At 57.2% G+C, this 24,301-nt stretch carries 23 protein-coding genes and 1 tRNA gene; 13 read left to right on the forward strand and 11 right to left on the reverse strand.

Annotation, left to right across the window (positions count from 1 at the left end):
- Window positions 1-36: 36 nt before the first annotated feature.
- Window positions 37-127 (reverse strand) — tRNA-Ser (locus tag INR77_RS03945).
- A gap of 351 nt (window positions 128-478) precedes the next feature.
- On the opposite strand from INR77_RS03945, the gene INR77_RS03950 reads away from it, so the two are divergent.
- From INR77_RS03950 to INR77_RS03970, 5 genes are all read left to right on the forward strand, one after another.
- Entirely contained in the window at window positions 479-1,456 is a 978-nt protein-coding gene (locus tag INR77_RS03950; protein WP_255573922.1) for a DUF1134 domain-containing protein, read from the forward strand.
- 69 nt (window positions 1,457-1,525) lie between these two features.
- Window positions 1,526-2,713, forward strand: a complete 1,188-nt coding sequence (locus INR77_RS03955; protein WP_223072624.1) for an aromatic amino acid transaminase — start codon at window positions 1,526-1,528, stop codon at window positions 2,711-2,713.
- 229 nt (window positions 2,714-2,942) lie between these two features.
- Entirely contained in the window at window positions 2,943-3,869 is a 927-nt protein-coding gene (locus INR77_RS03960; protein ID WP_223072625.1) for a hypothetical protein, read from the forward strand.
- A gap of 334 nt (window positions 3,870-4,203) precedes the next feature.
- Complete coding sequence (locus tag INR77_RS03965) at window positions 4,204-5,271, forward strand: OmpA family protein (RefSeq protein WP_255573925.1); 1,068 nt, start codon at window positions 4,204-4,206, stop codon at window positions 5,269-5,271.
- Between the two features lie 188 nt (window positions 5,272-5,459).
- Entirely contained in the window at window positions 5,460-8,381 is a 2,922-nt protein-coding gene (locus INR77_RS03970) for a hypothetical protein (RefSeq protein ID WP_223072626.1), read from the forward strand.
- Window positions 8,382-8,455: 74 nt separating this feature from the next.
- On the opposite strand, the gene INR77_RS03975 is transcribed toward INR77_RS03970, so the two are convergent.
- From INR77_RS03975 to INR77_RS04005, 7 genes are all read right to left on the reverse strand, one after another.
- Entirely contained in the window at window positions 8,456-9,079 is a 624-nt protein-coding gene (locus INR77_RS03975; protein WP_223072627.1) for a riboflavin synthase, read from the reverse strand.
- Between the two features lie 8 nt (window positions 9,080-9,087).
- A complete protein-coding gene (gene ribD, locus INR77_RS03980) occupies window positions 9,088-10,071 on the reverse strand; it encodes a bifunctional diaminohydroxyphosphoribosylaminopyrimidine deaminase/5-amino-6-(5-phosphoribosylamino)uracil reductase RibD (protein ID WP_255574049.1) in 984 nt (327 codons plus the stop codon).
- Window positions 10,068-10,598 (reverse strand): hypothetical protein, encoded by a 531-nt coding sequence (locus INR77_RS03985; RefSeq protein ID WP_223072629.1) that lies wholly within the window; start codon window positions 10,596-10,598, stop codon window positions 10,068-10,070. The genes ribD and INR77_RS03985 overlap by 4 nt, the downstream gene beginning before the upstream one ends.
- A 61-nt stretch (window positions 10,599-10,659) precedes the next feature.
- A complete protein-coding gene (locus INR77_RS03990; RefSeq protein ID WP_223072630.1) occupies window positions 10,660-11,229 on the reverse strand; it encodes a DUF4402 domain-containing protein in 570 nt (189 codons plus the stop codon).
- A gap of 167 nt (window positions 11,230-11,396) precedes the next feature.
- The gene (locus tag INR77_RS03995) at window positions 11,397-12,134 is read right to left on the reverse strand and encodes a M48 family metallopeptidase (protein WP_223072631.1); all 738 of its coding nucleotides are present in this window, start codon (window positions 12,132-12,134) and stop codon (window positions 11,397-11,399) included.
- A complete protein-coding gene (locus INR77_RS04000; protein WP_223072632.1) occupies window positions 12,131-12,625 on the reverse strand; it encodes a YcgN family cysteine cluster protein in 495 nt (164 codons plus the stop codon). Before INR77_RS04000 ends, INR77_RS03995 begins: the two co-directional genes overlap by 4 nt.
- Window positions 12,613-13,221 carry an SCO family protein gene (locus tag INR77_RS04005; RefSeq protein WP_223072633.1) on the reverse strand — a complete coding sequence of 203 codons (609 nt, stop codon included), beginning with the start codon at window positions 13,219-13,221 and terminating at the stop codon, window positions 12,613-12,615. The genes INR77_RS04000 and INR77_RS04005 overlap by 13 nt, the downstream gene beginning before the upstream one ends.
- Before the next feature lie 104 nt (window positions 13,222-13,325).
- On the opposite strand from INR77_RS04005, the gene INR77_RS04010 reads away from it, so the two are divergent.
- The 3 genes from INR77_RS04010 to ssb all read left to right on the forward strand — a co-directional run bounded on the left by INR77_RS04010 (window position 13,326) and on the right by ssb (window position 15,346).
- A complete protein-coding gene (locus INR77_RS04010; protein WP_255573926.1) occupies window positions 13,326-13,973 on the forward strand; it encodes an ankyrin repeat domain-containing protein in 648 nt (215 codons plus the stop codon).
- Window positions 13,974-13,996: 23 nt separating this feature from the next.
- Entirely contained in the window at window positions 13,997-14,674 is a 678-nt protein-coding gene (locus INR77_RS04015) for a COQ9 family protein (protein ID WP_223072635.1), read from the forward strand.
- Window positions 14,675-14,827: 153 nt separating this feature from the next.
- The gene (ssb, locus tag INR77_RS04020; protein ID WP_223072636.1) at window positions 14,828-15,346 is read left to right on the forward strand and encodes a single-stranded DNA-binding protein; all 519 of its coding nucleotides are present in this window, start codon (window positions 14,828-14,830) and stop codon (window positions 15,344-15,346) included.
- A gap of 44 nt (window positions 15,347-15,390) precedes the next feature.
- Here the strand turns inward: ssb and INR77_RS04025 are convergent, their stop codons facing one another.
- Together INR77_RS04025 and INR77_RS04030 are read right to left on the reverse strand one after the other, a co-directional pair.
- Window positions 15,391-15,927, reverse strand: coding sequence for a DUF177 domain-containing protein (locus INR77_RS04025; RefSeq protein WP_223072637.1), 537 nt, complete (start codon window positions 15,925-15,927; stop codon window positions 15,391-15,393).
- Entirely contained in the window at window positions 15,924-16,451 is a 528-nt protein-coding gene (locus INR77_RS04030; RefSeq protein ID WP_223072638.1) for a ubiquinol-cytochrome C chaperone family protein, read from the reverse strand. Before INR77_RS04030 ends, INR77_RS04025 begins: the two co-directional genes overlap by 4 nt.
- 251 nt (window positions 16,452-16,702) lie before the next feature.
- Here INR77_RS04030 and INR77_RS04035 point away from each other — a divergent pair, with 251 nt between their 5' ends.
- Genes INR77_RS04035 through INR77_RS04055 form a run of 5 tightly spaced genes read left to right on the forward strand, consistent with a single transcriptional unit; the run spans window position 16,703 to window position 22,434 of the window.
- Window positions 16,703-17,182 (forward strand): outer membrane protein assembly factor BamE, encoded by a 480-nt coding sequence (locus INR77_RS04035; RefSeq protein ID WP_223072639.1) that lies wholly within the window; start codon window positions 16,703-16,705, stop codon window positions 17,180-17,182.
- A gap of 46 nt (window positions 17,183-17,228) precedes the next feature.
- Window positions 17,229-17,789, forward strand: a complete 561-nt coding sequence (gene hslV, locus INR77_RS04040) for an ATP-dependent protease subunit HslV (RefSeq protein ID WP_223072640.1) — start codon at window positions 17,229-17,231, stop codon at window positions 17,787-17,789.
- Window positions 17,790-17,815: 26 nt separating this feature from the next.
- On the forward strand, window positions 17,816-19,117 hold the full coding sequence (hslU, locus tag INR77_RS04045; RefSeq protein ID WP_223072641.1) for an ATP-dependent protease ATPase subunit HslU: 1,302 nt from the start codon (window positions 17,816-17,818) through the stop codon (window positions 19,115-19,117).
- Entirely contained in the window at window positions 19,114-19,509 is a 396-nt protein-coding gene (locus INR77_RS04050) for an ACT domain-containing protein (protein ID WP_255573927.1), read from the forward strand. Before hslU ends, INR77_RS04050 begins: the two co-directional genes overlap by 4 nt.
- A gap of 48 nt (window positions 19,510-19,557) precedes the next feature.
- Entirely contained in the window at window positions 19,558-22,434 is a 2,877-nt protein-coding gene (locus tag INR77_RS04055; protein WP_255573928.1) for a pitrilysin family protein, read from the forward strand.
- Here INR77_RS04055 and INR77_RS04060 read toward each other — a convergent pair.
- The gene (locus INR77_RS04060; protein WP_223072642.1) at window positions 22,431-24,272 is read right to left on the reverse strand and encodes an ABC transporter ATP-binding protein/permease; all 1,842 of its coding nucleotides are present in this window, start codon (window positions 24,270-24,272) and stop codon (window positions 22,431-22,433) included. The genes INR77_RS04055 and INR77_RS04060 overlap by 4 nt on opposite strands.
- Between the last annotated feature and the right edge of the window lie 29 nt (window positions 24,273-24,301).

Here is a 24,301-nt window from a genome sequence, read left to right on the forward strand (position 1 = left end):
GAGTGTCTCAATCTTGCTGGCGATGGAAAAGTAAAATGGCGGAGACGGAGGGATTCGAACCCTCGATACCCGATATGGGTATGGTTCCTTAGCAGGGAACTGGTTTCAGCCACTCACCCACGTCTCCGCACGACGCATTGTTTTTGCGTTCTGGCTGTGAGCGAGGGGCTATAGTCAACGCATCCATGGGCGGCAAGAGGCGTTTGCATGAGAATTTGCACTGAATTCAAGAGAGGGCTCAGCGCGCGTTCATGCTCTCTTTGCCATCGCTGACCCCCGACCGCCGATTTTGAGGTGCCCCCCTGCCTCGCTTCGTCGCGTTTTCGATTCGCTTGACCGACGCTCGATTGCTGCGGCGAGTAAATGCGACTCTGCTCGGCGGTGGCTTATCTTCGGGGGGGTTAAGGGACGGGCTTAGGTCCGCATAAGCGGGACGCTGGCACAAACCGGTGTTCGCATCATGCAAGAGGTATTTCAAATGCTTAAATCTGCTGCCAACCAGAGCTTCAAGCATAAGTTGCCTGATCTTAGAGGCCTGCTCGCCGCTTTCGCCATGATCCTTGTAGGGCTCGCTTTGCCGGCTCAGGCGCAAGAGGTCGAAACCTTTGACCCTGATGACGCTTTTGGTCCATCACAATCGCACGATGCCGCACCTGATGTGGCTCAAGGCGACGCATCGCAAAGCGCCTCTCAGATGGACCCTGATTTTGGCGCGTTCGGTACGCCGCCCGTTTCGCCAGTGGAAGCGGCTCCGGCGATGGCACCGGAAACGGGCGGGGCCGAGACAATCATTCGTCAGCCCGGCTATCGCATAGCGCCTTCGCTTGATCCTGTGACAGGCCAAACCGCGCCCGACGACAGCCCAAGCGTTGCCGAGGGGACTGTTTCCGAATTTGAAAATGGCTATTCAACTTATGACGGCACCGCTGCGACCGGGTCTGCGCCTTCTCAGACGGCAGCAGTACAAGACAATACAACCTACGGGGAAGACGATCTGATTGGCGCTGCTGAAGGGGTCTTTGGCAAAGGTGCCCAAGGTCTGGCCAAAATGATCGAGAACCTGCTTCGTGATCAGGGTGAACCCAATGGTTACATCGTGGGGCGGGAGGCTGGCGGCGCATTCGTCGTCGGGGCACGCTATGGTTCAGGGACGCTCCATCACAAGGTCGAGGGGCAGCGCAAAGTTTATTGGACAGGCCCATCAGTTGGCCTTGATGCAGGCGCCAACGCAGGCAACACCTTTGTCCTTGTCTACAACCTTTATGACAGCGAAGAGCTCTTCCGCCGCTATCCCGCCGGCGAGGGGCAGGCCTATCTCATCGGTGGTCTGCACGCGAGTTATATGCGCCGCGGTGATGTTGTGCTGATCCCCATTCGCATGGGGGCAGGGCTCAGGCTTGGGGTGAATGCGGGCTATATGCGCTTTTCCAAAAAGCAACGCTGGCTGCCGTTTTGAAGCGTGAATTTGCCTGCGCATAGCTAATCCTAGTTGCAGCGCGCGCTTGCATGGGTAAGAGGTTTGCCCATGCTTAAAAGACTCGACGAACAAGCCCCTGACGCGCTTCTTGCACTGATCAAACTCTACGCTGCTGATACGCGTCCCGATAAGATTGATCTGGGTGTCGGCGTTTATCGCACCGGTCAGGGGGCAACACCTGTATTTGGCGCGATCAAAGGCGCTGAAAAGTGGCTGGTCGAAAATCAGGACAGCAAGTCTTACCTTGGGCCAGAAGGCGATATGGGCTTTGTCCATGCGCTGATGCCTTATATTTTTGGGTCAGATGCCACTATGGGCGGGCGGCTTGAAGGGATGCAGACGCCGGGCGGAACGGGCGCGGTGCGGCTTGCGATTGCATTGGCCAAGCAGATGGGGATCACCAAACTGCACATGGGCACGCCCAGCTGGCCCAATCACGCACAGATCATCAAAGATGTCGATCTTGACTGGCAAGCGTTTGACCACGCTAATCCCGACGGCACCGCCAATCTCGATGCGGTGCTCGCCGCGATCAACGGCGCAGGCGAGGGTGAAGCGGTTCTGCTCCATGGTTGTTGTCACAATCCAACCGGGATCGACTATACAGCTGAACAGTGGGAGGCGATTGGCGACGCGCTCGCAGCTTCAGGCACTTTCCCGATCATTGACACCGCCTACCAAGGACTGGGTGAGGGCATGGAAGAAGACGCGAGCGGGATGCGCAGCGTGCTTGCCAAGGTGCCCGAGGCGTTCATTTGCTATTCTTGCGACAAGAACTTTGGGATGTATCGCGACCGCGTGGGCGCATTCTACATCATGGCGGACAAGGGGGTGGATGGCGCGCAGACGCTTGCCAAGGCCTTTTCCAACGCCAATGCTCTGGCCCGGGCCAGCTGGTCGATGCCGCCTGACCATGGTGCTGCAGCGGTCCGAGTAATCCTGCGCGACCCGCAGCTTACGCAAGAGTGGCTCGACGAGGTGGCTCAGATGCGCGCGCGAATGCGCCAGGTGCGCGAATATCTGGGCAATGCTGGCATGGCGGGCTCGGTCGATATGGCGCCCTTGGCGACGCAGAACGGGCTTTTCTCCATGCTTCCCGTGAGCAAAGAGCAGGTGGTCCAGTTGCGCGAAGATCACGGCGTTTACATGGCGGGCTCAGGCCGCATCAATATCGCCGGTCTGACGATGGACAATATCGACAAATTCATCGCTGCCGTGGCTGATGTGACGGGCTGACAAAGCTCGAAACGATTGCGCGTTGCACCGCTCGAAGGCGAGCGGCGCGTCGTTTGCTATCAGGCCGCAACCGCTCGATTGAAACCGCCAAAGATATCAAGCCGCTGCGCAAGCGCAAAGTTACCTTCATAATGGAGGTAATGTGGTAAATACTGAGGGAGACACCTGAGGCGAATTAACCGAACTGGTGCCATTTTCGGAAAGGAACTCAACGAAAGGCTCCTTTCTCATGAAGCGTATCACCTTGGCTGCTGTCTCGCTCACGGCTCTTATCACCCCCGCCTCTGTCCTTGCTCAAGCTGATGTAACGATCAACCAGACTGGCCTTGATCACAGTGTTTCAATTGGTCAGGTCGAAGATGTTCTGAATTCGATCACGGTTACCCAAGCGCAAAATGAACAGAGTGCACAAATTCGCCAGACCGCACCGGGCGGCAGCAACACCGCTGTCACTAGTCAGGGGGAAGTCGGCGGCATCGGTCAAAACGCCATTGAGCTGCGTCAGACCGGCTCGAACAACAATGGCTCGATCACGCAGAATTCGTCAACCAACATTATGCTGGCAACGCAAGATGGTTCGGGCAACACGCTCACCACCAACCAAGGCTTTGTCGATGGCACAGGCGCAGATGGTGTTGGCAACAATATCCTCGCGCGCCAGAACGGCGACGACAATATTATCACCGTGCGCCAGAACTTTGATGTGCTGGGCAGCGGCAATGATGTCGATATCTTTCAGGATAGCAACAATAACGAGGTGACGATCGACCAGGAAGGCTCGACCAATACCGCATTTGTTGTTCAGGGCGACATCGCTGGCGTTGGTATGAACCAGGCGACTATCACGCAAATTGGCTCAGGCAATCTCACCGCAATCGGACAGAACAGCACCGGCAATGTCGCTGTTGGCACTCAAACGGGTAACAACAACCAGCTGTTTATTGACCAGGGGTTTAACAACGGCACTGGGGTTGGCGGTGATGGAAACTATGCGGAAGGCATCCAGAACGGGAACAACAACACGCTTGAGATCACTCAAAACGTGACGACCAGCGGTTCAGGCAACAGCGCCATCATCCGCCAGATTGGTGACGGGTTTGACCTCATCATCAATCAGGAGGGCAGCGGCATGACAGTCGATATGACCCAGATGTAACCGCCTAAGGGCGGTAGGGTATCCGGATAGCAGCGCTAGGGGCGTAAGGAGGAAGTGGTCCGCCTTACGCCCCTTTTCGCGTGCGCGGCCGGTTGCAGCGCGCGATGGCATCAACGCGATAGGACGCCTCATCGCATAAGCGCCACTGGATAACCGGGCTTTGCACCGCAAACGGGGAGCGGTTCATCTACGAGCAAGGCTTGGCGCAGCACGAGAGGGCCCTCGCTATGTTGCGCCGTGCTTCGTTTCGGGCTTTGGTCATAGCGAATTAACCATTTCTTGAATGGGGGGAGGGCAGTCTTGCCTTTGCAAAGGAACGGGGCGTGGAAGGCTGATGACAGACCTTGTGCGTGCCGGGAATTGGGCATTGTTGCATGGCGTATTGCCCGTGATTGAAGGACTACTCAGTATGACATTGAACCGGATCATCCCACCGACACACCACTCTTTCATAGTCGCTACAGCGGCCGCCCTGTCCCTTACGGCTGCATCTTTTGCGGGCGCTGCATCGGCGCAAGAAGTGCGCCCTGTGCCTCAATCGAACGGTCAGGCAGAAGTGCTCACGACAGTGACCGCGCCTTCTCCGGGCGCGTTTGAAGAGATGGCCGTTGGCCCCGATGTCGAAGGCTTTATCTCTCATCGTCGAGGCGACCGGATCGAAGTGACCATGGAAACTGGTCAAGTGGTGAACCTTGTGCTGACACCTCAAACCAGCGTTCAGGCGCGCGGCGGATTTTTGGGCCTTGGTTCTAAAAAGCTTGGCTTTGAATCGCTGCTCAATGGCCTTCCTGTGAAAGTCGATACGCGCGAGTGGACGGGCGGACTGGTGGCTGAACGCGTACGCTTTTCCGGCAGCGATTTCGAAACTGCTCAGATGATCGCTCAAGGTACGAACCAGCGCTTTGTTCGCAACGAGGCGATGATTGGTCAGAACGCTGAAGAAATCGAAGCGAACGCGCGCGCAACGGAGGCTTTGCGTGGACGCTTTGGCGATATTGACCAGTACAATGTGAAATCCACTACCAGCGTTTATTTCGGCTCAGGCCGCTCCAGCCTCGATGCACAGGCCCGCGGCGTTTTATGCGAGGCGGCGGCTGAAGCAAACCAGATCGACAACGCGCTTCTTCTGGTGGTTGGCTACACCGATTCCACGGGGAGCCAGGAGGTAAACCAGCGCCTATCTGAAAAGCGCGCGGGCGCGGTTGTGAACTATCTCCAGCAGCAATGCGGATGGGCACCTTACAGGATGTTGACGCCCACGGGCTTTTCCGAATCCAATCCGGTCGCCGACAATTCAACCGCACGCGGCAAAGCGCAGAACCGCCGGGTTGAGGTCAATGTGCTCGTCTCCAAAAGCGTGGATGGCTTTGGCGATAGCACTGGGCGTACAGCGCGCCGCTAAGGTTTGAATGATTGGCTGATTGAATGTGGGGCGGCTCGCAGTTTTGCGGGCCGCCCGCTCGTTTTTCGCTAAACACGTGAATCTTTCCACGCGCAGATAAGTAGTATTGCGTATGGTTGATCTTGTGTTAATCCCCCGACCCAGAGAGCGCCGGATCAAGCGCTGAAGTGTTAGGGGGAATTTTCCAGATGAAGAAATCCGCGTTGCTCGGTGTGAGCATCCTTGCCTTGTCGGCTGCCGTTCCCGCTGTGGCGCAAAACCAAAGCACAATCACGCAAACTGGAACGAACAGCACCGTTGGTGTGACGCAAACAGGCCCCGATGGTGGCAATGATTCGACCGTTGATCAGAGCGCTGACAATTCCAACGTGACGGTAAGCCAAGAGGGTTTCGACATTGGTGTGGCGGATGGCCTCACTAACACCAGCATTGTGATACAAGCCGGTGATACGCAGGATGTGCAATCCACACAGATCGGTGATGACAATGTTTCTTCTGTCACACAGAGCGGTGTCGAGATGGAAGTTCTGCTGGTCCAGGGCGGGATCAACAACTCCTCGACCATCGACCAGTCCGACACCGATAACTTCGCCGATGTTCTTCAAGATGGCGATGACAACATTTCGAACATTATCCAGTCGGATGAAGACGGCACGGTTGATGTTGACCAATTGGGGGATCGCAACACCAGCGCAATCACGCAGGAAAGCCGCATCGACAATGATGCTGTGCTGCTCCAGACTGGCAGCGACAACAGCTCAACCATCACCCAGCGCGCCTCCGATGGCATCGCCAATGTGACGCAATCCGGTGATTTCAATAGCTCAATCCTGCTTCAGGGCGATGCATCCGACGCCCAAACTGCAACGATCGTACAAAGCGGCGACGGCAACTCCTCTGATGTTCAACAAGGCATCGACGGCGGCAGCGTTCTCGACAATGACAACGTGGTTGATGTGAACCAGTCGGGCGATGACAACATTGCTTTCATTCGCCAGTCGAGTGAGCTGAATACGGCAAACATCGTTCAATCGGGCGACCGCAATGAAGCGCGGATCGAAGATCAGGGCGATGGCACAGCGAGCACGTCTAACCAGAACAACACGGCAACGATCACGCAAAGCGGTTTTGACAGCTTTGCCAGCGTCAATCAGCCTGGTTTTGACAACGTGTCGACGACCACTCAGCTTGGCGAATTCGACAGCTTGACTGTTACCCAAGAAGACGGTCCCAATACCGCTACTGTCATCCAAGAAGGCTTTGATCTCGACGGTAGCTTGCTCGCGAACAGCAGCACTGTTCTGCAATCTGGTGCGGATAATCAGGCGACCGTCAACCAAGTGGGCGACAATAACGGCTCGTTCGTCGCCCAATCCGGCTCGCTTAGCATCGCATCAGTCACGACCGGCGGCGTGGGTAACTCGTCGGGTATCACTCAGTCGGGCACCGATGTGACCGCAACCGTCTCGCAAGACGGCGATGCGAACTCATCGACTGTCACTCAAGCAGACAGCCTCAGTGACGTGACCGTCACGCAAAACGGCGACGAAGATACCTCAATTGTCGCGCAAAGCGGCACTGACCAACAGGCGATTGTTCTGCAAACGGGGCTTAATAACCTCAGCGAAGTGACGCAAAGCAACGACAGCAACACCGCAAATGTGCTGCAAAGCGGTGCGGATAGCACCTCCTTCATCACGCAAACGGGCAATGACAATCTGGCTGATCTTGATCAGACGGGCGAGAACAACAATTCGACCATTGTGCAGACCAATGCCAACGCCTTTGCACCTGTCCTTCAGTCAGGCGACAACAACACATCGATCGTTTCGCAGCAGGGTCCGAGCGATTTTGCCGACATTGATCAGACAGGCGACGGCAACCTTTCAAATGTCACTCAGCTGGATAGCGGCTCTGCGAATATCCTTCAGAGTGGGTCAACGAACACATCATTCGTAACTCAGACCGCAAGCAGCACTTTTGCCGACGTCGACCAAACCGGCGAGAGCTCCAGTTCCATTGTTACTCAAGGTGGTACTGGTTCGGTGGCCTTTGTGACTCAGGAAGGTTTCGACCTCGACGGTTCTGGCACCACCAACACCAGCACGATTTCCCAACCGGGCAGCAGCTTTGCCGATGTTGATCAGATCGGTGACGAAAACGCCTCAATCGTCTCGCAGTCGGGATCAGGTTACACCACGTTTGTGACCACTGGCGGTGTGGGCAACAGCTCGAACGTCACACAGACCGGAGCGAGTGGTTTTGTCGATGTCGATCAGGATGGTGACGACAATACCTCCCTCGTCATTCAGGCAGGCTCGAACGGCAATGCGACAGTTGCGCAATTGTCAGATGAAAGCTTCTCCGAAGTTGCGCAGTTCGGCAACAGCAACAATGCGGATGTCGATCAGGCAGCTGCTGGTAATGAATCGCGTGTAACCCAATTTGGTACGAACGACTTCTCGCAGGTCAATCAGCTTGGCCCTGATGGCTTCAACAATTCGACCATCACCCAGAACGGAAGCGGCAGCACGATTCTCCTCAGCCAGGAAGGTTTTGACCTTGGCGATCCGGCAGCCTTCACCAATGAAAGCACCATCACGCAAAACGGCACCGGCCTGTTTACGGGCTCTACCCAAGTGGGCGATGCGAACACGTCAAGCGTGGCGCAAACGGGCACCGGTAACGGGTTCATCTTCACGCAGGCTGGCCTTGGAAACAGCTCAACCATTACGCAGGGCGATGTGAGCAACACTACGACGCTCCTGCAAGATGGCGATAACCACAGCTCAACCGTCAACCAATTTGGTACAAGCGGCGTCGCATTCATCGATCAGATTGGTGAAGGCAACACTTCCACTGTGACGATGGCTGCCGGTGGCCTTGGCAATGAGGTCGACATCAATCAGGAAGGCAATGACGGCACGTCAACAGTGACACAAAGTGGCGGTTCGCAATTCGCTGAGCTTTTCCAGACGGGCGATCTCAACGCCAGCACCATCACGCAAAGCGGCTCGAACAACTCCGCAACTGTGACGCAGGCCAGCGATGGCAACGTGTCTGGCGTTACCATGGCGGGTACTGGGAACACGATCACAGTTACCCAGTAAGCGCCGATTATGAATGCATAAAAGGGCGGGGGAGCCAATCGCTCTCCCGCCCCTTTTGTATGTTTCATGGTTGCTCAGTTTTGAGCGGCGAGCCCTTGCATCCGCTTGAGATAGCGTGCGAGCACATCAATCTCTAAGTTTACCTGATCGCCTGCTTTGAGATCGCCTAGTGTGGTAACCTCGGCGGTGTGAGGAATAATATTAAGCATGAAATCACACGCGCCATCGGCCTGATCATGCACTTCATTGACGGTAAGCGATACGCCGTTGACCGTGATTGAACCCTTGCCCGCGATATAGGGTGCCATTTCCTGCGGCGCGCGGATGATGAGCTTCCAGCTGTCGCCGATTGTTTCCCCTGAGACGACTTCGCCCACGCAATCAACGTGGCCTGTGACGATATGCCCGCCAAGTTCATCACCGAGGCGAAGAGAGGGTTCGAGATTGAGCTTCGCCCCTTCTTCCCACATTCCTTTGAAAGTACGGCTGACCGTTTCGCCAGAGACATCGACATCAAACCACGCATCGCCCGGCTCGCCGCCTTTCGCCACCACAGTCAGACACACGCCAGAACACGCAATCGATGCACCTATATCGATGCGCGCGGGATCGAAAGGCGCGGTGATCCGCAAGCGCAAATCGCCTCTCTGATCAACTTGCGACACAGTGCCGATGGCGGTGACGATACCTGTAAACATGGGTTCTCCTAGCTGCGGATACGCACATAAGAGGTGAAGCTGTCGCTGCCAAGCTGGCGTGTCTCGGTCAGCTTCCAGCGGCCATGCGCCTCGCTGAGGGCCTCAAGCCCGATGTCGCCGAGCGCGCTGCGCCCTTCGCCAATGATGATTGGCGCACGGTAGAGGTGGATTTCATCAATGAGATCCTCGGCCAGAAAGCTTGCGGCCGCCGCTGCGCCGCCTTCAACATAGAGGGTTTGTGCGCCCTCCAGGCTGCTGATCTGCGAAGGCTTATTGATGATCCGCACTCCGTCTGGTGCAATCCCTCGTGTCAAAAGCACCCGCTCAGGTGAGCGATCTTCAAGTCCAGGCAGGCGCACATCGAGCCGTGGCTTATCTTCGCGCCAGGTGGCGCCGCCGACAAGGATACAGTCGTGGCGTGCGCGATGAGCGTGGACATGAGCGCGCGCTTTCTCGCCTGTGATCCATTGGCTCGTCCCGTCGGTCATCGCGATCTGGCCATCCATACTGGTTGCGAGTTTGAGCGTGACAAAAGGCCGACCAAGCCTGTGCCGGGTCAAAAAACCAGCAAGGCTTGCCCGCGATGCTTCATCGTCGAGCACAAGGACTTCGATTCCCGCCTTGCGCAAACGCTGGGCCCCAGCGCCATTGGTGCGCGGATCGGGATCGAGCTGTCCGATGACGATCCTATCAGGCTTTGCTGCGACGAGAAGATCGCTGCACGCTGGCCCGCGTGGCGATGCGTGCGCACACGGTTCAAGCGTGACGTACATCGTCATGCCCTCAGCCGAGGCGTTCCCAAGCGTTTGAAGCGCGATGGCTTCGGCGTGCGGGCGCCCGCCAACTTGCGTAATCCCGCGAGAGATCACACGGCCGTTTTTGACAAGGATTGCGCCAACACCGGGGTTGGGCCGGCACAATGGATAGGCGCGTGATGCCAGACGCGCGGTCGCTGCCATCCATTCGGCATCGCTGATGGCCGTTTGCGTTATGGCGTTTTGCTCTCTTGGAGGTTGGGCTGTGTTTCCCCTTCGCCCACGTTAGCCTCACCAGCCTCACCAGCCTCACCAGCCTCACCGCCCGTGCGCCCCATCAATTCGTCGAGCCGCGCTTGACGCTCGGCTTCTTCGGCGGCCCGCGCCTCACGAGCGCGCTGGTCGATCTCTTCAACATCCATGCCCGCTGCCGCGCCAAGCGCCTTGTAAAGCTCGCGCTTGCGCTCTTCCACTTCCTCAATCGCTTCCTCGCGAAGGTCTTTCACCTCTTGGTTCGCCTCATTCGAGGCAATGATCTCTGCATCCGAGCGGGCGGGATCAAAGGTCGTTATATAAGTGATCGAAGGACGCTCTGGATCCTTATAAGCCGTCTCACCCGACAGCCACCAGAAAATAAGCGCAAACGGTCCCATCGACACCAGCAGAATTGGAATTCGAAAGGGATTGGGTTTGCGAAATTCGTTCCAGAAATCGGCGACACCTGGCACTGGGTTGAATCGGGATTTGGCAAGCCTGCTACGCATGATGCGCTCGATATAGGCGTAGGGCAGGCGCTATGCCAGAGAGGATGCGAATTTCAGCCCGCTAAGGATATTCAACGCTGATCGGGATACGCCCGCGCAATTTGCCTGCGCCCGTCTGTTCGCTCCCCAGCACGAGGGTGGCCGAAAAATTGAATTCAAGCCGCCCATCGCTGTCGAGGGTCGAGAAGGGGTCTGTATCCATTACGAAGTCCTGGATTATCGCATTGCCGCCATTGGGGTCGCGCATATCAACCTGAGCGGGCAAAAAAATGGATACTTGCTGATAGGGCGCGCCAGTAACGACTGCTCGGCCCGTGAACGGCATCCCGCCAAGATCGTCAGCATCACCAATGATGGTCTTCGCGCCTGATGTCAGGTCCAGAACCACCCGGCTTTCGCCATCACCAAGCAGCACAAGGCGGCCAAAATCCAGATCGCTCTCAATGATAAGTTCAAGCCGCTCGCAATCAGGCCGACCGCGTCCGTTGCCGTTGTTGCCTTTGTCCTTATTGTTGCCATTGCCACGGCAACCGGGTGGCAGGTCGCAATTGGGGCAATTGCCTTGTGCAAATGCGGGGGGGGAAAGCCACGAGGCGGGGATGGGCGCAGGTGCGAATGCCAGTACAAACACACCTGCGCCTAACCAAAGACCTGTGCGCCAAGCGCGAAAAGGCCAGGTACCAAACGGCGGAAACTTCGAGGCGAATGCCTGAAACATGACCCATATGTAACCAGGCAAGGTTAATGAAAACCTACGCAAATGCCGAAATGTAAAATTTTTCGGAGCCCCTGCGAGGCTCACCCAAAGTTTGCGTATAATCGGCGGCCATTCGCCTTAAGCCAATGGTCCGCTTCCTTGATGTCACCTTCATAAATACGGGCCAAGAGCGCGTGGAAAGCGGGGCTGTGGTCGAAATGGACAAGATGCGCGACTTCATGCGCGACGACTGAGCGTCTAATGGGGTCAGGCGCCTGGACCAGACGCCAATTGATGCGGATGCGCTTGGAACCCAACGCACCGCCCGCTGAACAACTTCCCCAACGCCTTTGCGCGCGCGACAACCCAACCGGAACCGGGTCGAGGCTCGCGGCGGCTGTGTAATCGGCAATGTCACCTTCAAACAGCGAGAGCGCTTGCGCCTCAAGCCAGCGTTGGAGCCGCTGCTCCACACCTTCTCTGGGGCCGCCCAAGGTAAGCGTGTCACCATCAAGCACTGGCTTTCGCGGGGCCTTGTCATCCCATGCGATTTGTAGCGTGCGCCCGCGATAACGAAATGTGCCGCCCGGTCTTGGAGCTTGGCGTTCTGGTGTTTTGGCGAGTTGCTCTGCCAGCCAATCGGCGCGCCCTTTGGCAAAGGCGATGGCCTCCTGCCCTCGTGCCCAGCGCGGCATGGTGATGCGCACCTCGCTTCCATCCGGCGCCAGTCGCATTGTCAATCGCTTGGCGGTGGCGTGCCGCTTCAACACGATCGGCACGCTTATCCCGTTCAACTCAATTTCGGGCTCAATATGCGAGCGCTTGAGCCAGTCGATCATGCCTCTTCCCAATCCGTATCGGGTGCGGACCATTCAACGATATGATGTTCGAGAGGCCCTGCGTCGACCTCGCTGATCACGCGTCCTGCCACCGAAACGCCGGCCCGAATGACATCTTCGCGATCACCGCTGATCAGATAATGCCAGCCGGGAAGGGGGCGGTTCTCGGCTCTGATGCGATAGGCGCAAGTTGACGGGAGCCAGGGGACGTCCTCGACGATCTTGAGCGTCAGCCGCAGGCAATCGGGCACAAAGGCGCGCCGGTTGCGATAATCGGCGCATTGCGCGGTTGTGCAATCCAGTAGCTTGCACGCGACATTGGTGTCTTCAATCTCGCCGGTGTCCGCGTCCTCGATCTTATGCAGGCAGCACTTTCCGCAGCCGTCACATAACGCCTCCCATTCAGCACGAGAAAGATCGGCGAGGGGAAGCTCCCAAAATCGCTCTCTCAGATCGGCAGGTGGCGCTTTCAGAGACGCTACTTCACCCATTTTGCCAGTTCCCGCGCGACCGCCTCCGCCCCTTCGTCAGCGGGAAGCGTCGCTAAAGGCTCACCATCGGGCCCAAAGAGATAAACGATGCGGCTGTGATCCATCAGGTATCCACCGCCCGCGCTCTCTGCGCCCTTGGCATAGAAGACGCGGAATTTGGAGGCAGCATCGGCAATCTGTTCCGGCGTTCCGGTGAGCCCGATAAGGTCTTCGGAAAAAGCATTTGCGAACTCACCCACCACCTTGGGCGTATCACGTTCCGGGTCGATGGTGATGAACATCGCTGCAATTTTTGCGCCTAGTTCTGGCTCAGCTTCGGTGAAGGCCTCAAGCCCCTGAATGGTCCGCTGCATATCGGTGGGGCAAATATCGGGGCAATAGGCAAAGCCGAAATAGACGATACGATATTGGCCCGCGAAATCGCTCCACGAAACGCTCTCGCCGTCTTTGTTGATGAGCGTAAAGTCGCCGCCAATATCTGCGCCTGCCAGTGGGGGCTCAATAGGAGCAGGCCCACCGCTGCACGCGCTCGTTGCCAGAGCTGCGGCGGCGATCAGGCCAGCGAGAAAGCGGGAGAGATTGGCGTGAATATTCATGGTCTGCTAATTACCGGAACGCGATTGAAGGGACGAGGCTTTGTATTATGGGCTCGCGGGCCCTATATCTCAATCCTCACAGCAAAAGCGAAAGGTTTAAAAGCGTGGGTTCACCAGTTTTGCGCAACATCGGTTCGAAATGGCGAGTGGCTCTTGCGGCTCTTGCAGGCGTTTTTGCGCTCGCTGCGCTTCAACCGGCTGCGGCTCAAATCGGCGGGTCTGACGGCTATCAATTCCTGAAAGCTGTCAAAGAGCGCGACGGCGATACGGCGACCAAGATGCTGGACGAACCGGGCACGCAAATTGTGAATACGCGCGACATTACGACCGGTGAAAACGGGCTGCATATTGTCGCCCAGCGCCGCGATACGCTGTGGATGCGCTTTTTGCTGCAACGCGGCGCTAATCCCAATGTGCGCGATCGCAATGGCACAACTCCGCTTCAAATCGCTGTGAGGCTGGGCCATATTGAAGGAGTGGAGGCGTTGATCAAAGGCGGCGCTCAGGTCGATATCTCAGATAGCGCGGGCGAGACGCCGCTGATGACCGCCGTGCATCAACGCAATGTTGAACTGGTTCGCACCCTTCTTGCCGAGGGCGCGGACCCGGATATCAACGATAACACCGGCCGCTCTGCGCGCGATCATATGGAGCGGATGAATTCCAACACGCTGCTGCTGCGCGAATTTGAAGAAGCGGACAAAAAGCGCGAAGAGAACCCCGCGCCGGTGCAATATGGACCGTCTTTCTAAAAATCACCCTTGAGGAAATTTTGATGACTGCCTCTCTCGATTACGCCGATATGACACTGGACGAGCTGCGACTGGCGCTCGCGCCTGAAATCGCGGCCTCGGCGGTCTTTGATGGCTGGAATGAAACAGCGCTTGTGGCGGCGGCTGAAATGGCGGGGGCTGATGTCGATGTGGCAAAGCTTGCTTTCCCAACTGGTCCTGCGCAAGCGATGGACATGATCGATGCCTGGATTGCACACGTCGATGCCGCGATGGAGGAAGAGTGGCCGGCCGAGCGTTTGGCTGAGCTCAAAATCCGTGAGCGCATCCGCACGCTAGTGGCCTTCCGACTTGAGGCGGTCGAGCATATCGACGAGGCGGTGCGCCGCGCGATGTCGGTCATGGCCATGCCGCAAAATGCGCCGCGCGCAATGAAGCTGGGCTGGCGTTCAGCGGACATTATGTGGCGGCTCGCGGGCGATACTGCGACTGATTACAACCACTACACCAAGCGCGCGATCCTTGCCGGGATTTACTCGGCAACGCTCGCGGTCTTCGTCAACGATGACAGTGAAGGCAAGGCCAAAACTCACGAGTTTCTTGATCGCCGCATCGACGGGGTAATGAAATTTGAAAAGGTGAAGGCGCAGTTCCTGGACGGGGACCGCGAATTGCCGAGCCTGACGCGCTTTTTGGGCCGTCTGCGTTACCCCAGCCGTTAGAATTGACGCGCAAGTGATTGCCAGCCTACAATTCTCATTGGGATAACGCGCCCGTTCAATAGCCTAGCGCGCGCTGCTTCCCTATTAATGGTGCAACAGATTCGCGGGCGCTCCTTTGCGCCACACGCACACTTATAGGGAAGGACACGCGCCATGGCAGGCTCGCTCAACAAAGTAATGCTGATCGGCAATCTGGGGGCAGACCCGGAAATTCGGTCGTTCCAGAACGGCGGGCGCGTTGCGAACCTGCGCATTGCAACCTCCGAAAACTGGAAAGACAAAAACACTGGCGAGCGCCGCGAGAAAACCGAATGGCACACGGTTGCCATTTTCTCCGACGGGCTTGTCAATGTGGTTGAGCGTTACCTGAAAAAAGGCTCGAAAGTCTTTGTCGAGGGTAAGCTGCAAACCCGCAAATGGCAGGACCAAAACGGCAATGATCGCTACTCAACCGAGGTCGTCATCCAAGGCATGGGCGGCACGCTCACTATGCTTGATGGCGGTGGCTATGGCGGTGGCCAAGGTGGCGGCGGTCAGGGCGGTGGCTACGGTGGCGGCGGCCAAGGAGGTGGTGGCGGCTGGAACCAAGGTGGCGGCGGCCAGAGCGGCGGTTCTGCTGGCGGCAGCTCGGGCGGCGGCTACGACGACCTCGACGACGACATCCCGTTCTAGGTTCGGTCGCGAACGTTCGACGGGTGCTTAGCAGGGTGTGCGTTTCAATCCTTCGTCAAATTTCTCAACATATCGGCAAGCGGGCCTTCTTGTTCCCCTTCTTTGACGATCCCGGCTTTCGCGCGGGCTTCGTCTGCGTTTGGTCCTTCGGCGTAAGGGTCAATCACAAGGCCAAGTGTTTGCGCCACCGCTTCGCCGAGGTCGAAAGCATCGCCTGAATAGTCGATTTCATCACAATCTTCAGACGTGAGTTCGATCTCCGTATCTTCGGCGGTCAGGCGGTTGCCAGCTTCCGCCTCAACAAAGCGCAGGTACAATGGCTCTTCGACCTCTACGCTGAAGTCCTCGCCAGAAACGGCGCAAGGTTGGAGGAAGGACGCTTTCATCGTTCCGCTCGCGCGAATTGCGCCGGGGCGTTGTTCCAGCTCTACCACTGCGCGCAAGTAATCGATCTGGCTGAGGCCAAAGCGGGTCGCGAGGGCCGCGCGTTCGTGCTCATTGGCCTCAACCACTACGGGTTCAGCCGGCAGACCCTTGACCTTGATCAGGCGCGTTAATTCGCTCGCTGCGTCTTCTCTCATCTGATTGCATCCGCATGAAGGATTGCCTTGTCATCAAGCTTGCTCAGACGCTCTGACAATTCAAGCAGGTCGGCTGCGATGGCTTTGCTGCACGCCTGCTCATCAACGCCTTCGCTAAAGGTTGTGTTGCGGGCAATCGCTTGGGCGAGCTTTGGCTCATCCTTATTGACGAAGGCAGAGCGATAGGCGCCAAGCCGTCCGCCAAGCACGCTCATCAATCGGCCCACCCGCTTGCCAATGACAACGTCGTTCACGCCAAACTGGCGCAATTGCCCGTCCATGTCCTCGACAAATAGTTCAGCCAAAAGCGCGCTTTCGGCGCGCATATCGCTGGCTTCCACCCGAACCATCACTGCGGACAGGATTGCGGTGATCATATCAAAGCGGCCCGCGACGGTGTCTGCGACCATGTGATCAGCGTAATATTCAGGCTTTCGGGCCAATTCGACGACCTTGTGCCACAATGGGCGCACGGCCTCGCGTGGGTCAGGACCAGTGCCAAGCAGGCGGGAGAGAAACGACATGATTACCTTTCAAACCGGTATGAACTGTTCTGCAAACTACGAATTATGGCCGGGTTCAGCCGCAATTCACCCCGCTTGCCACAGGGCCTCCCCAGCGCTTTAGCGCACAGTTTAACACACGCGCATTGCCAGCGAGTGCGACAGTGCTTAAGGCATGACGAAGGATATAGGCGGCTTGTCTGGGACGACAAGGTGACGCGGCTACAAGTGGCGCGGCGAGCCAGAGAAACGGACGGGATTGAACAGGATTTATGCGGGACGTGATCTCATCAAAAGGTCTTTTCAAGGCGGCACTGTTGGGCGGCGCTGTGCTCGCGTTGGCGGGCTGTTCTTCGATCCGCGAGTCGCGCGGTTTTGTGAACGACCCAATTCTGGTCAGCACGGTTCAGCCTAAGATCGACAATCGCCGTTCGGTTGAGGCGACTTTGGGTCGTCCGACTTATGAAAGCCAATATGGCGAGAACACCTGGTACTACATCTCCAGCGTGACTGCGCGTAAGCCGTTTGTGCGTCCGCGCATCAACACCCATGCGGTTTTGGTGGTGCGCTTTGATGACGATGGCAATGTGGAAACGGTCGAATCGCGCGGGATCGAAGAGGTCGTCTATCTCCAACCCGACGGCGACAAAACGCCGACTCTGGGCCGTGAACGCGGCTTCCTTGAAGATTTGTTCGGTAATATCGGACAGGTTGGGGGCGTGGGCCCATCCGGTCCCGCTGGCGGTATTTAACGCCCTCGATACTTGATGCTTTGGCCTGTGCCCCCATATCCGGGGCATGAACGATAAATCATCACAACACGGCCTCACACAATGGCACGGCACTACGATTATCGGCGTAAAGCGCGGCAACCAAGTGGTCATCGCGGGCGATGGTCAGGTTTCGATGGGCAATACAGTGATGAAGCCCAATGCGCGCAAAGTGCGCCGGATTGGGGAGGGCGGTAAGGTCATCGCTGGCTTTGCGGGCGCAACCGCCGATGCCTTCACCCTGTTTGAACGGCTTGAGAAGAAACTTGAGCAATACTCAGGGCAACTTTTGCGCGCCGCTGTTGAGCTTGCGAAAGACTGGCGCACCGACAAATATCTGCGCAATCTCGAAGCACTTATGATCGTCGCCGATGAAGAAAGCCTGCTGGTGCTTACCGGAAATGGCGATGTGCTCGAACCTGAAGGCGGTATCGCGGCGATTGGGTCTGGCGGGAATTACGCACTCGCTGCTGCCCGCGCCCTTTCAGATTATGAACAAGATGCAGAGCAAATCGCGCGCAAGGCCATGGCTGTCGCCGCAGACATCTGTGTCTTTACCAATGGCAATTTGACCGTCGAAACGGTTTAGGCTCAACGGTTAAGGAACTCTTCCAAATGGATAATCTCACCCCAAAGGCGATTGTCGCCGCTTTGGACGAACACATTATTGGCCAGAAAGAGGCCAAGCGGGCGGTCGCTGTGGCGCTGCGCAATCGCTGGCGACGGCAACGGCTTGGCCCTGAGCTCAAGAATGAAGTGACGCCCAAGAACATCCTGATGATAGGGCCGACGGGCTGCGGCAAGACCGAAATCAGCCGCCGTTTGGCGAAACTTGCTGAAGCTCCATTTGTGAAGGTCGAGGCAACCAAGTTCACCGAAGTTGGTTATGTCGGGCGCGACGTTGAGCAAATCGCGCGTGACCTCGTAGAGGAATCAATCCGCCTTGAAAAAGAACGCCGCCGCGAAAGCGTGCGCGAAGCTGCGAGCGAGGCTGCGATGGAGCGGCTTTTGAACGCCCTTGTCGGTGACAGCGCTTCCGAAGCAACCCGCGAAAGTTTCCGCGAGCGTATCGTTCAAAACGCTATGAACGATGTAGAGGTTGAAATCGACATTGCCGATACTGGTAACGGTATGCCTTTCGATATGGGCAATATGGGCGGCAATATGCAGATGATCGACCTGTCAGACATGATGGGTAAGGCATTCGGTCGGGGGAAGACCAAAAAACAGAAAATGCGTGTGCCGGAAGCTTGGGACAAGCTCGTTGACGAGGAAGCGGATAAGCGCCTCGACGATGAAGATGTCAGCCGAGCCGCGCTACAGAATGCAGAAACCAATGGCATCGTGTTCCTCGATGAAATTGACAAGATCGCTGTTTCCGATGTGCGTGGTGGTTCGGTCAGCCGCGAGGGTGTCCAGCGCGACCTGTTGCCGCTGATCGAAGGGACGACCGTGGCGACCAAATACGGGCCGATGAAGACCGACCACGTCCTCTTCATCGCGTCAGGAGCTTTCCATGTGGCCAAGCCATCCGATATGCTGCCAGAGCTTCAGGGGCGCCTGCCGATCCGGGTCAATTTGCGCGCGCTCACACAAGAGGACTTTGTTCGCATCCTTTCCGAAACCCGCGCAAACCTTGTGGAGCAATATTCGGCACTTCTGGGCACCGAAAAGGTCGAACTTGATATCACTGAGGACGCGGTCCAAGCAGTTGCGACTATCGCAGCGCAAGTGAATGAAAGCGTCGAAAATATCGGGGCAAGGCGCCTGCAAACGGTGATGGAAAAGCTGCTCGAAGAGATCAGCTTTGAGGCCGAAGAGCACGAAGGCGAGACCGTCACGATTGATGCGGCCTATGTTCAAGAACGCCTCAGCGAGCTGGCAGGTAACAGCGATTTGTCGAAGTATATCCTGTGAGTGCAGGACCGATCTCGGCGCTTGGCGATATGCTGGCCGGGATGCAACCTGAGCTTGATGATCGGTCCTTTATTTTTGTGTGTGCCAGTGAGACGCCAGAAGGTCTTCCGGCAAACGCCTTTGCGCTTATTCAAGAAGAAGAGGGAAAAACTCTTGTCTTACCCGCTCAGAGCAAGGGTGAGGAAGGTGAGTTTGCCCGCATCACTTTGCAGGTCCACTCAGACCTTGAAGGTATTGGCTTAACCGCTGCGGTATCCACCGCTCTTGCTAAGGCGGGGATCGCCTGCAACGTCATCGCCGCCTTCCATCACGACCACCTTTTCGTGCCATGGAAAAGGCGCAAAGAGGCGCTCCATGTGCTTCAGAAATTGAGCCGGGAGGCGAGGGATTAAGCGGGTTGCAACCCGTTAAGCGTCAGGCTCTAAGGTTGAGCGCAAGTCATGACTAAAAACTGCTTCATCCGCGCGTGTTTCGCTCAATTTGTTTTCACCGCCTTCGTCTTCGTATTGATGATGGGTACAGGCGTACGTGCAGAAAATTCGCCCGCACCCTTGAATGTGCCTCCCATTGAATACACGCAGTGGCAGCTCGACAATGGGCTTCGCGTCGTGGCACTGCCGGATGAAAAGAGCAGTACGGTGACCACTTCGATCTGGTACGAAGTGGGATCGAAACACGACCCTGACGGGCGCGCTGGGCTTTCGCATTTGGTCGAACACATCGCCAGCCGCAAAACCGAAAACATGACCTATAACGCAATCTACGGCCTCACCGCAGACGTAGGGGGCGCGCGCAATGCGTCGAGTTGGGTTGATCGCACCAATTACTGGGAGCAGGTGCCAGCCGAATATCTGGAGACAATGCTATGGACCCAAGCCGAGCGCATGGGACGGCTGGTTCTTGACGAACAGGTTTTTGAAACTGAGCGCAATGTCGTCAAGGAAGAGATCCGACAGCGTGTGCTTGGACCGCCTTACGCCCGTTTGCAGCGCAACATCCTGCCCGAAAACGCGTTCGACGTTTTGCCTCATCGCAGGCCTGGGATCGGCACGCTCAACGGTCTTCATCTGGTGAGCCTTGATGATGTGCGCAGTTTTTATGAAGCCTATTATGGACCCGATACCGCGACCCTGATTGTCGCTGGAAATTTTGAAATCGCGACATTGCGCACCCTGGTGGATGAACATTTTGCGCCGCTTTTGCCGCGCGTGAACCCTGCGCCCATATCGATCCCGGCTTCCGAGCCTGAGCTAATGGCTCCGCGCGTTTTTCACGCCCGCGCGCCCAATGTTCCGGTTCCGGCCATCGGCGCGCTTTGGAAAGCGCCCCTTGCAACGCACAAAGATGCGCCCGCGATCCGCGTTGCGATGGCTATACTTGGTGGCGGCGAGAACAATCGGTTGGCGAGCGCATTGCTGCGCACCGGGCTCGCAACTGACGTGACAGCAACCGCGCCGCTATACCGCGAGGGCGGCTATGTTGCCATTTACGCCCTCGCGCGCCCTCAATTGCTGGCTGCCACTGGCGAAGAGCTGGCATCGGCAATTGCGCGGCTTCGTGAAACTTTGGTGAGCGATAACGAACTGCGCGAAGCAAAGGCCGAGATTGTCGCTGAAGCTTTAGAGCGGCGCGAGACATCGCGGGGTCGCGCCTTTGAGATTGGCGAGGGATTGGCCGCGAGCGGTGATCCGGCCTTTGCTGACCGTTTGTTGGCCGAAATTGCCAAAGTGAGTGCGCGCGATGTGCGCCGGGCGGCGCGCCGATATTTTGATCCGAGGCGGCAGATAGGCTTTACCTATTCGATTGGGCCTGATGACCCAGCACTTTACGCAAACCCCGCAAAGACGCCCGATTTCGGTGAACTACCAGAACCGCAACTCGCGCTGCGCACAGTTAAACCAGAGACGACCCGCGAAACACCGCCTGAGCCGCTCAACCGCTCCACAACAACGATGCCGCAAATGGTCGAGGCTCAGCTTTCGAACGGCATTCGCGTAGTCGCCGCCAAAACAGGCGATGTGCCTTTGGTGACGCTTTCCATGGTGATGCCGGGAGGATCAAAGACCGATCCGGCGGGGCGTGAGGGCGTGGCTGATTTAGCAGCGGCACTCGCCTCCAGCGGGATATATGACATGGATGCAGCCGCGATTGCGGCCCGCTTTGAAAGCCTTGGCGCGCGCTTTGATGGAAGCGCCGATGCCGATGGTACAACTTTTACTTTGAAAGTGCCCACAGCGTACCTTAACGAGGCCAGTAACCTTGCTGCGCGCATCATAAAGGGCGCAATTTACCCCAGCGAAGAGCTTGACCGTGAACGCGCGCGCCGGTCCCAACGTTTAGCGGTGCGCGATAGCAATCCTTCACAGCTTGCACAGGATGCCGCTGTGCGCGCGATCTACGGCCTTGCCCCATATGGCAGTGGTCGTGTCGGAACTCTGGATAGCCTGAGTGCCATCAACCGCAACGACTTGCTCCTCCACCGTCAGCGCTTCTTCCATCCTCGTCGGATGCAATTGGTTGTGTCCGGCGGGATCGACATCTCTGAAGCCATGCCAATCCTTGAGGCCGCCTTTGGCGATTGGCGCGTTGAATTGGGGCGCGGGGCGATTGTTGAGGATGCAGCAGGGGAGCCTGCTATGGCTCGTACAATAGTGATTGATATTGCGGGCGCAGATCAGGCGAGCGTTGTTGTTGCTCTGCCTGCACCTGCGCGCGGCGCGGCAGATTTCGACGCGCTTCAGCTCGTCAATGCGGCGCTTGGTGGCGGGTCGAGCGGGCGACTGTTTCAGGAAGTGCGAACCAAACGCTCGCTTTCCTATGGCGCCTATTCACGCATTGATGCGCGCAAAGATGGCTCGATTTTGATGGCTCAGTCGCAGACCCGCAATGAAACCGCAGGCGAAACCGCGCGGATTATGCTTGAGCAGATCGAACAGCTTAGTGCAGCCGGATTGGATGAGGACAGCCTCGCGCGGAGGCGTGCGTATCTCGAGGGCACTTACGCTCGTGTGATCGAGCGAAGCTCCGGTTTTAACGCAGTGGTAGCGGGCCTTCTTCTGCATGGACTTCCGGCATCACACGCAGCGCTTTTCCCGCAAAAGCTTGCCCGCGAAAACAGTGCCCGCGTGAACGAGGCCGCGCGCGAATACCTTAGCGCCGAGAAAACGACCCTCGTTCTTGTGGGAGACGCGGATGTGTTCCTGGACCAAGTGCGCGCCCTTCGCGGTGAAGTCGAGGTGATCCCGGTTGAAGCTCTGGATTTGTCCTCATCGACCTTGCGTGAAGCAGATCAGGCCCCGGTTGCCACTTCGCTCTAATCGACCGTTTCACTTTCGCGTTTCTCTTGCGCTTGCTGCGCCCACATTTCGGCATAAAGCCCGCCTTTCGCGAGCAATTCCTTATGCGTCCCGCTTTCATGCAAGGTGCCGTGATCGAGAACGATGATCCTGTCGGCATCTGCAATCGTTGAAAGACGGTGCGCAATGGCAATCGTGGTGCGCCCTTGAGCAAGTCGCCTGAGCGTCCCCAAGATCTCCTGCTCGGTGCGGGTGTCCAATGCGCTGGTTGCTTCATCCAGCAGCAGGATCGGCGGATTTTTGACCAATGTTCGCGCAATCGCAACGCGCTGTTTCTCGCCACCTGAAAGTTTCAGGCCCCGCTCGCCCACCATCGTTTCAAACCGGTCGCCGAGCCGGTCGATCAGCGGCATCAGGCTTGCGTCTCTGGCCGCCTGCTCGACCATTGCTTCGTCTGCATCTTCTGCGCCATATGCGATATTATAGCGAAGCGTGTCGTTGAAGAGCACGCTGTCCTGCGGGACAATGCCAATCGCCGCGCGCACGCTGTCTTGCGTGACCTCAGCAATGTCTTGCCCGTCGATAAGGATGCGTCCGCCTTGCGGGTCGTAAAACCGGAACAGCAGCCGCCCGATGGTGCTTTTGCCTGCGCCTGAAGGACCAACGACCGCAAGGGTGGAGCCTGCTGGCACTTCGAAAGACAGGCCGTGGAGGATTGTGCGCTCATCCTCATATCCAAAGGTTACATTGTCGAAAGTGACGCTGGGCTGTGACACATGGAGGGCAGGGGCACCCGGCTTATCTTCGACCTCAACCTCTGTATCAATCAGGCTGAACATTTGCGCCATATCGACAAGGCCCTGTCGAATTGTGCGATAGACCCAGCCAAGCAGATCAAGCGGGCGGAAAAGCTGCATCAAATAAGTGTTCACGAAGACAAGATCGCCCACGGTAAGATCGCCCTTGGACCAACCCCACACCGTGTAAATCATCGCGCCAGCCATAAGGGCATTGGTGATGCCCGATTGGACGACGTTCAAAAGCGCAAGCGAGTTTTCCGACTTTGTTGCTGCTGCCGCATAAGCTCTGGCGGCTTGTGAATAGCGCGCTTCCTCACGCGCTTCTGCGCCGAAATATTTGACCGTCTCAAAGTTCAGAAGCGAATCCACCGCGCGGTGCAATGCCTGTCCATCAAGATCATTCATCTCGCGTCTGAGTTTGGTGCGCCATTCGGTGATCATGCGTGTCGCAACAATGTAAGCGACAACGGCCAGAGCGGTGGCTGCAACCAGCTCCCACCCGAAATTGAGATAGAAGATAACGCCCACCGCGATCAGTTCGACAGCCGTGGGGGCAATATTGAAGAGCAGGAAATAAAGCATCATGTCGATGCTTTTTGTCCCGCGCTCGATAATCTTGGTGACTTCGCCCGTGCGCCGCGTCAGGTGAAAGCGCAAGGACAGACGGTGGAGGCGGTGAAACACATCTTCGGCAAGGCTCAACGTCGCCATCTGTCCCACGCGCTCAAAAGAGACATTGCGCAAATTGTCGAACAGAAGCGAAGAAAACCGGCCAAGCACATAGGCCGCGACCAACGCCATCGCGACCTGCGCTGCGTCTGATAAGTCGGTGAGCGTGCCCGATGTCTCCATCGCATCGACCGCGCCCTTATAAGCAAAGGGCATCGCCAGAATTACCGCTTTTGCCATAAGCACGAAAGCCATGGCGATCACAATCCGCCAGCGCAGGCCGGGATTATCCTTGGGCCAGAGATAAGGCAGGAAACGTTTTAGCGTTGCCCAACCTTCGGCATCGGCAAGTTTGGACGGGCGATCAGAGGATGCGGTATCGGGCGGCATATGCGGCCCCATGTGGCGCGCGCATCACC

The organism is Erythrobacter sp. SCSIO 43205 (assembly GCF_019904235.1).
Classification (GTDB): domain Bacteria; phylum Pseudomonadota; class Alphaproteobacteria; order Sphingomonadales; family Sphingomonadaceae; genus Erythrobacter.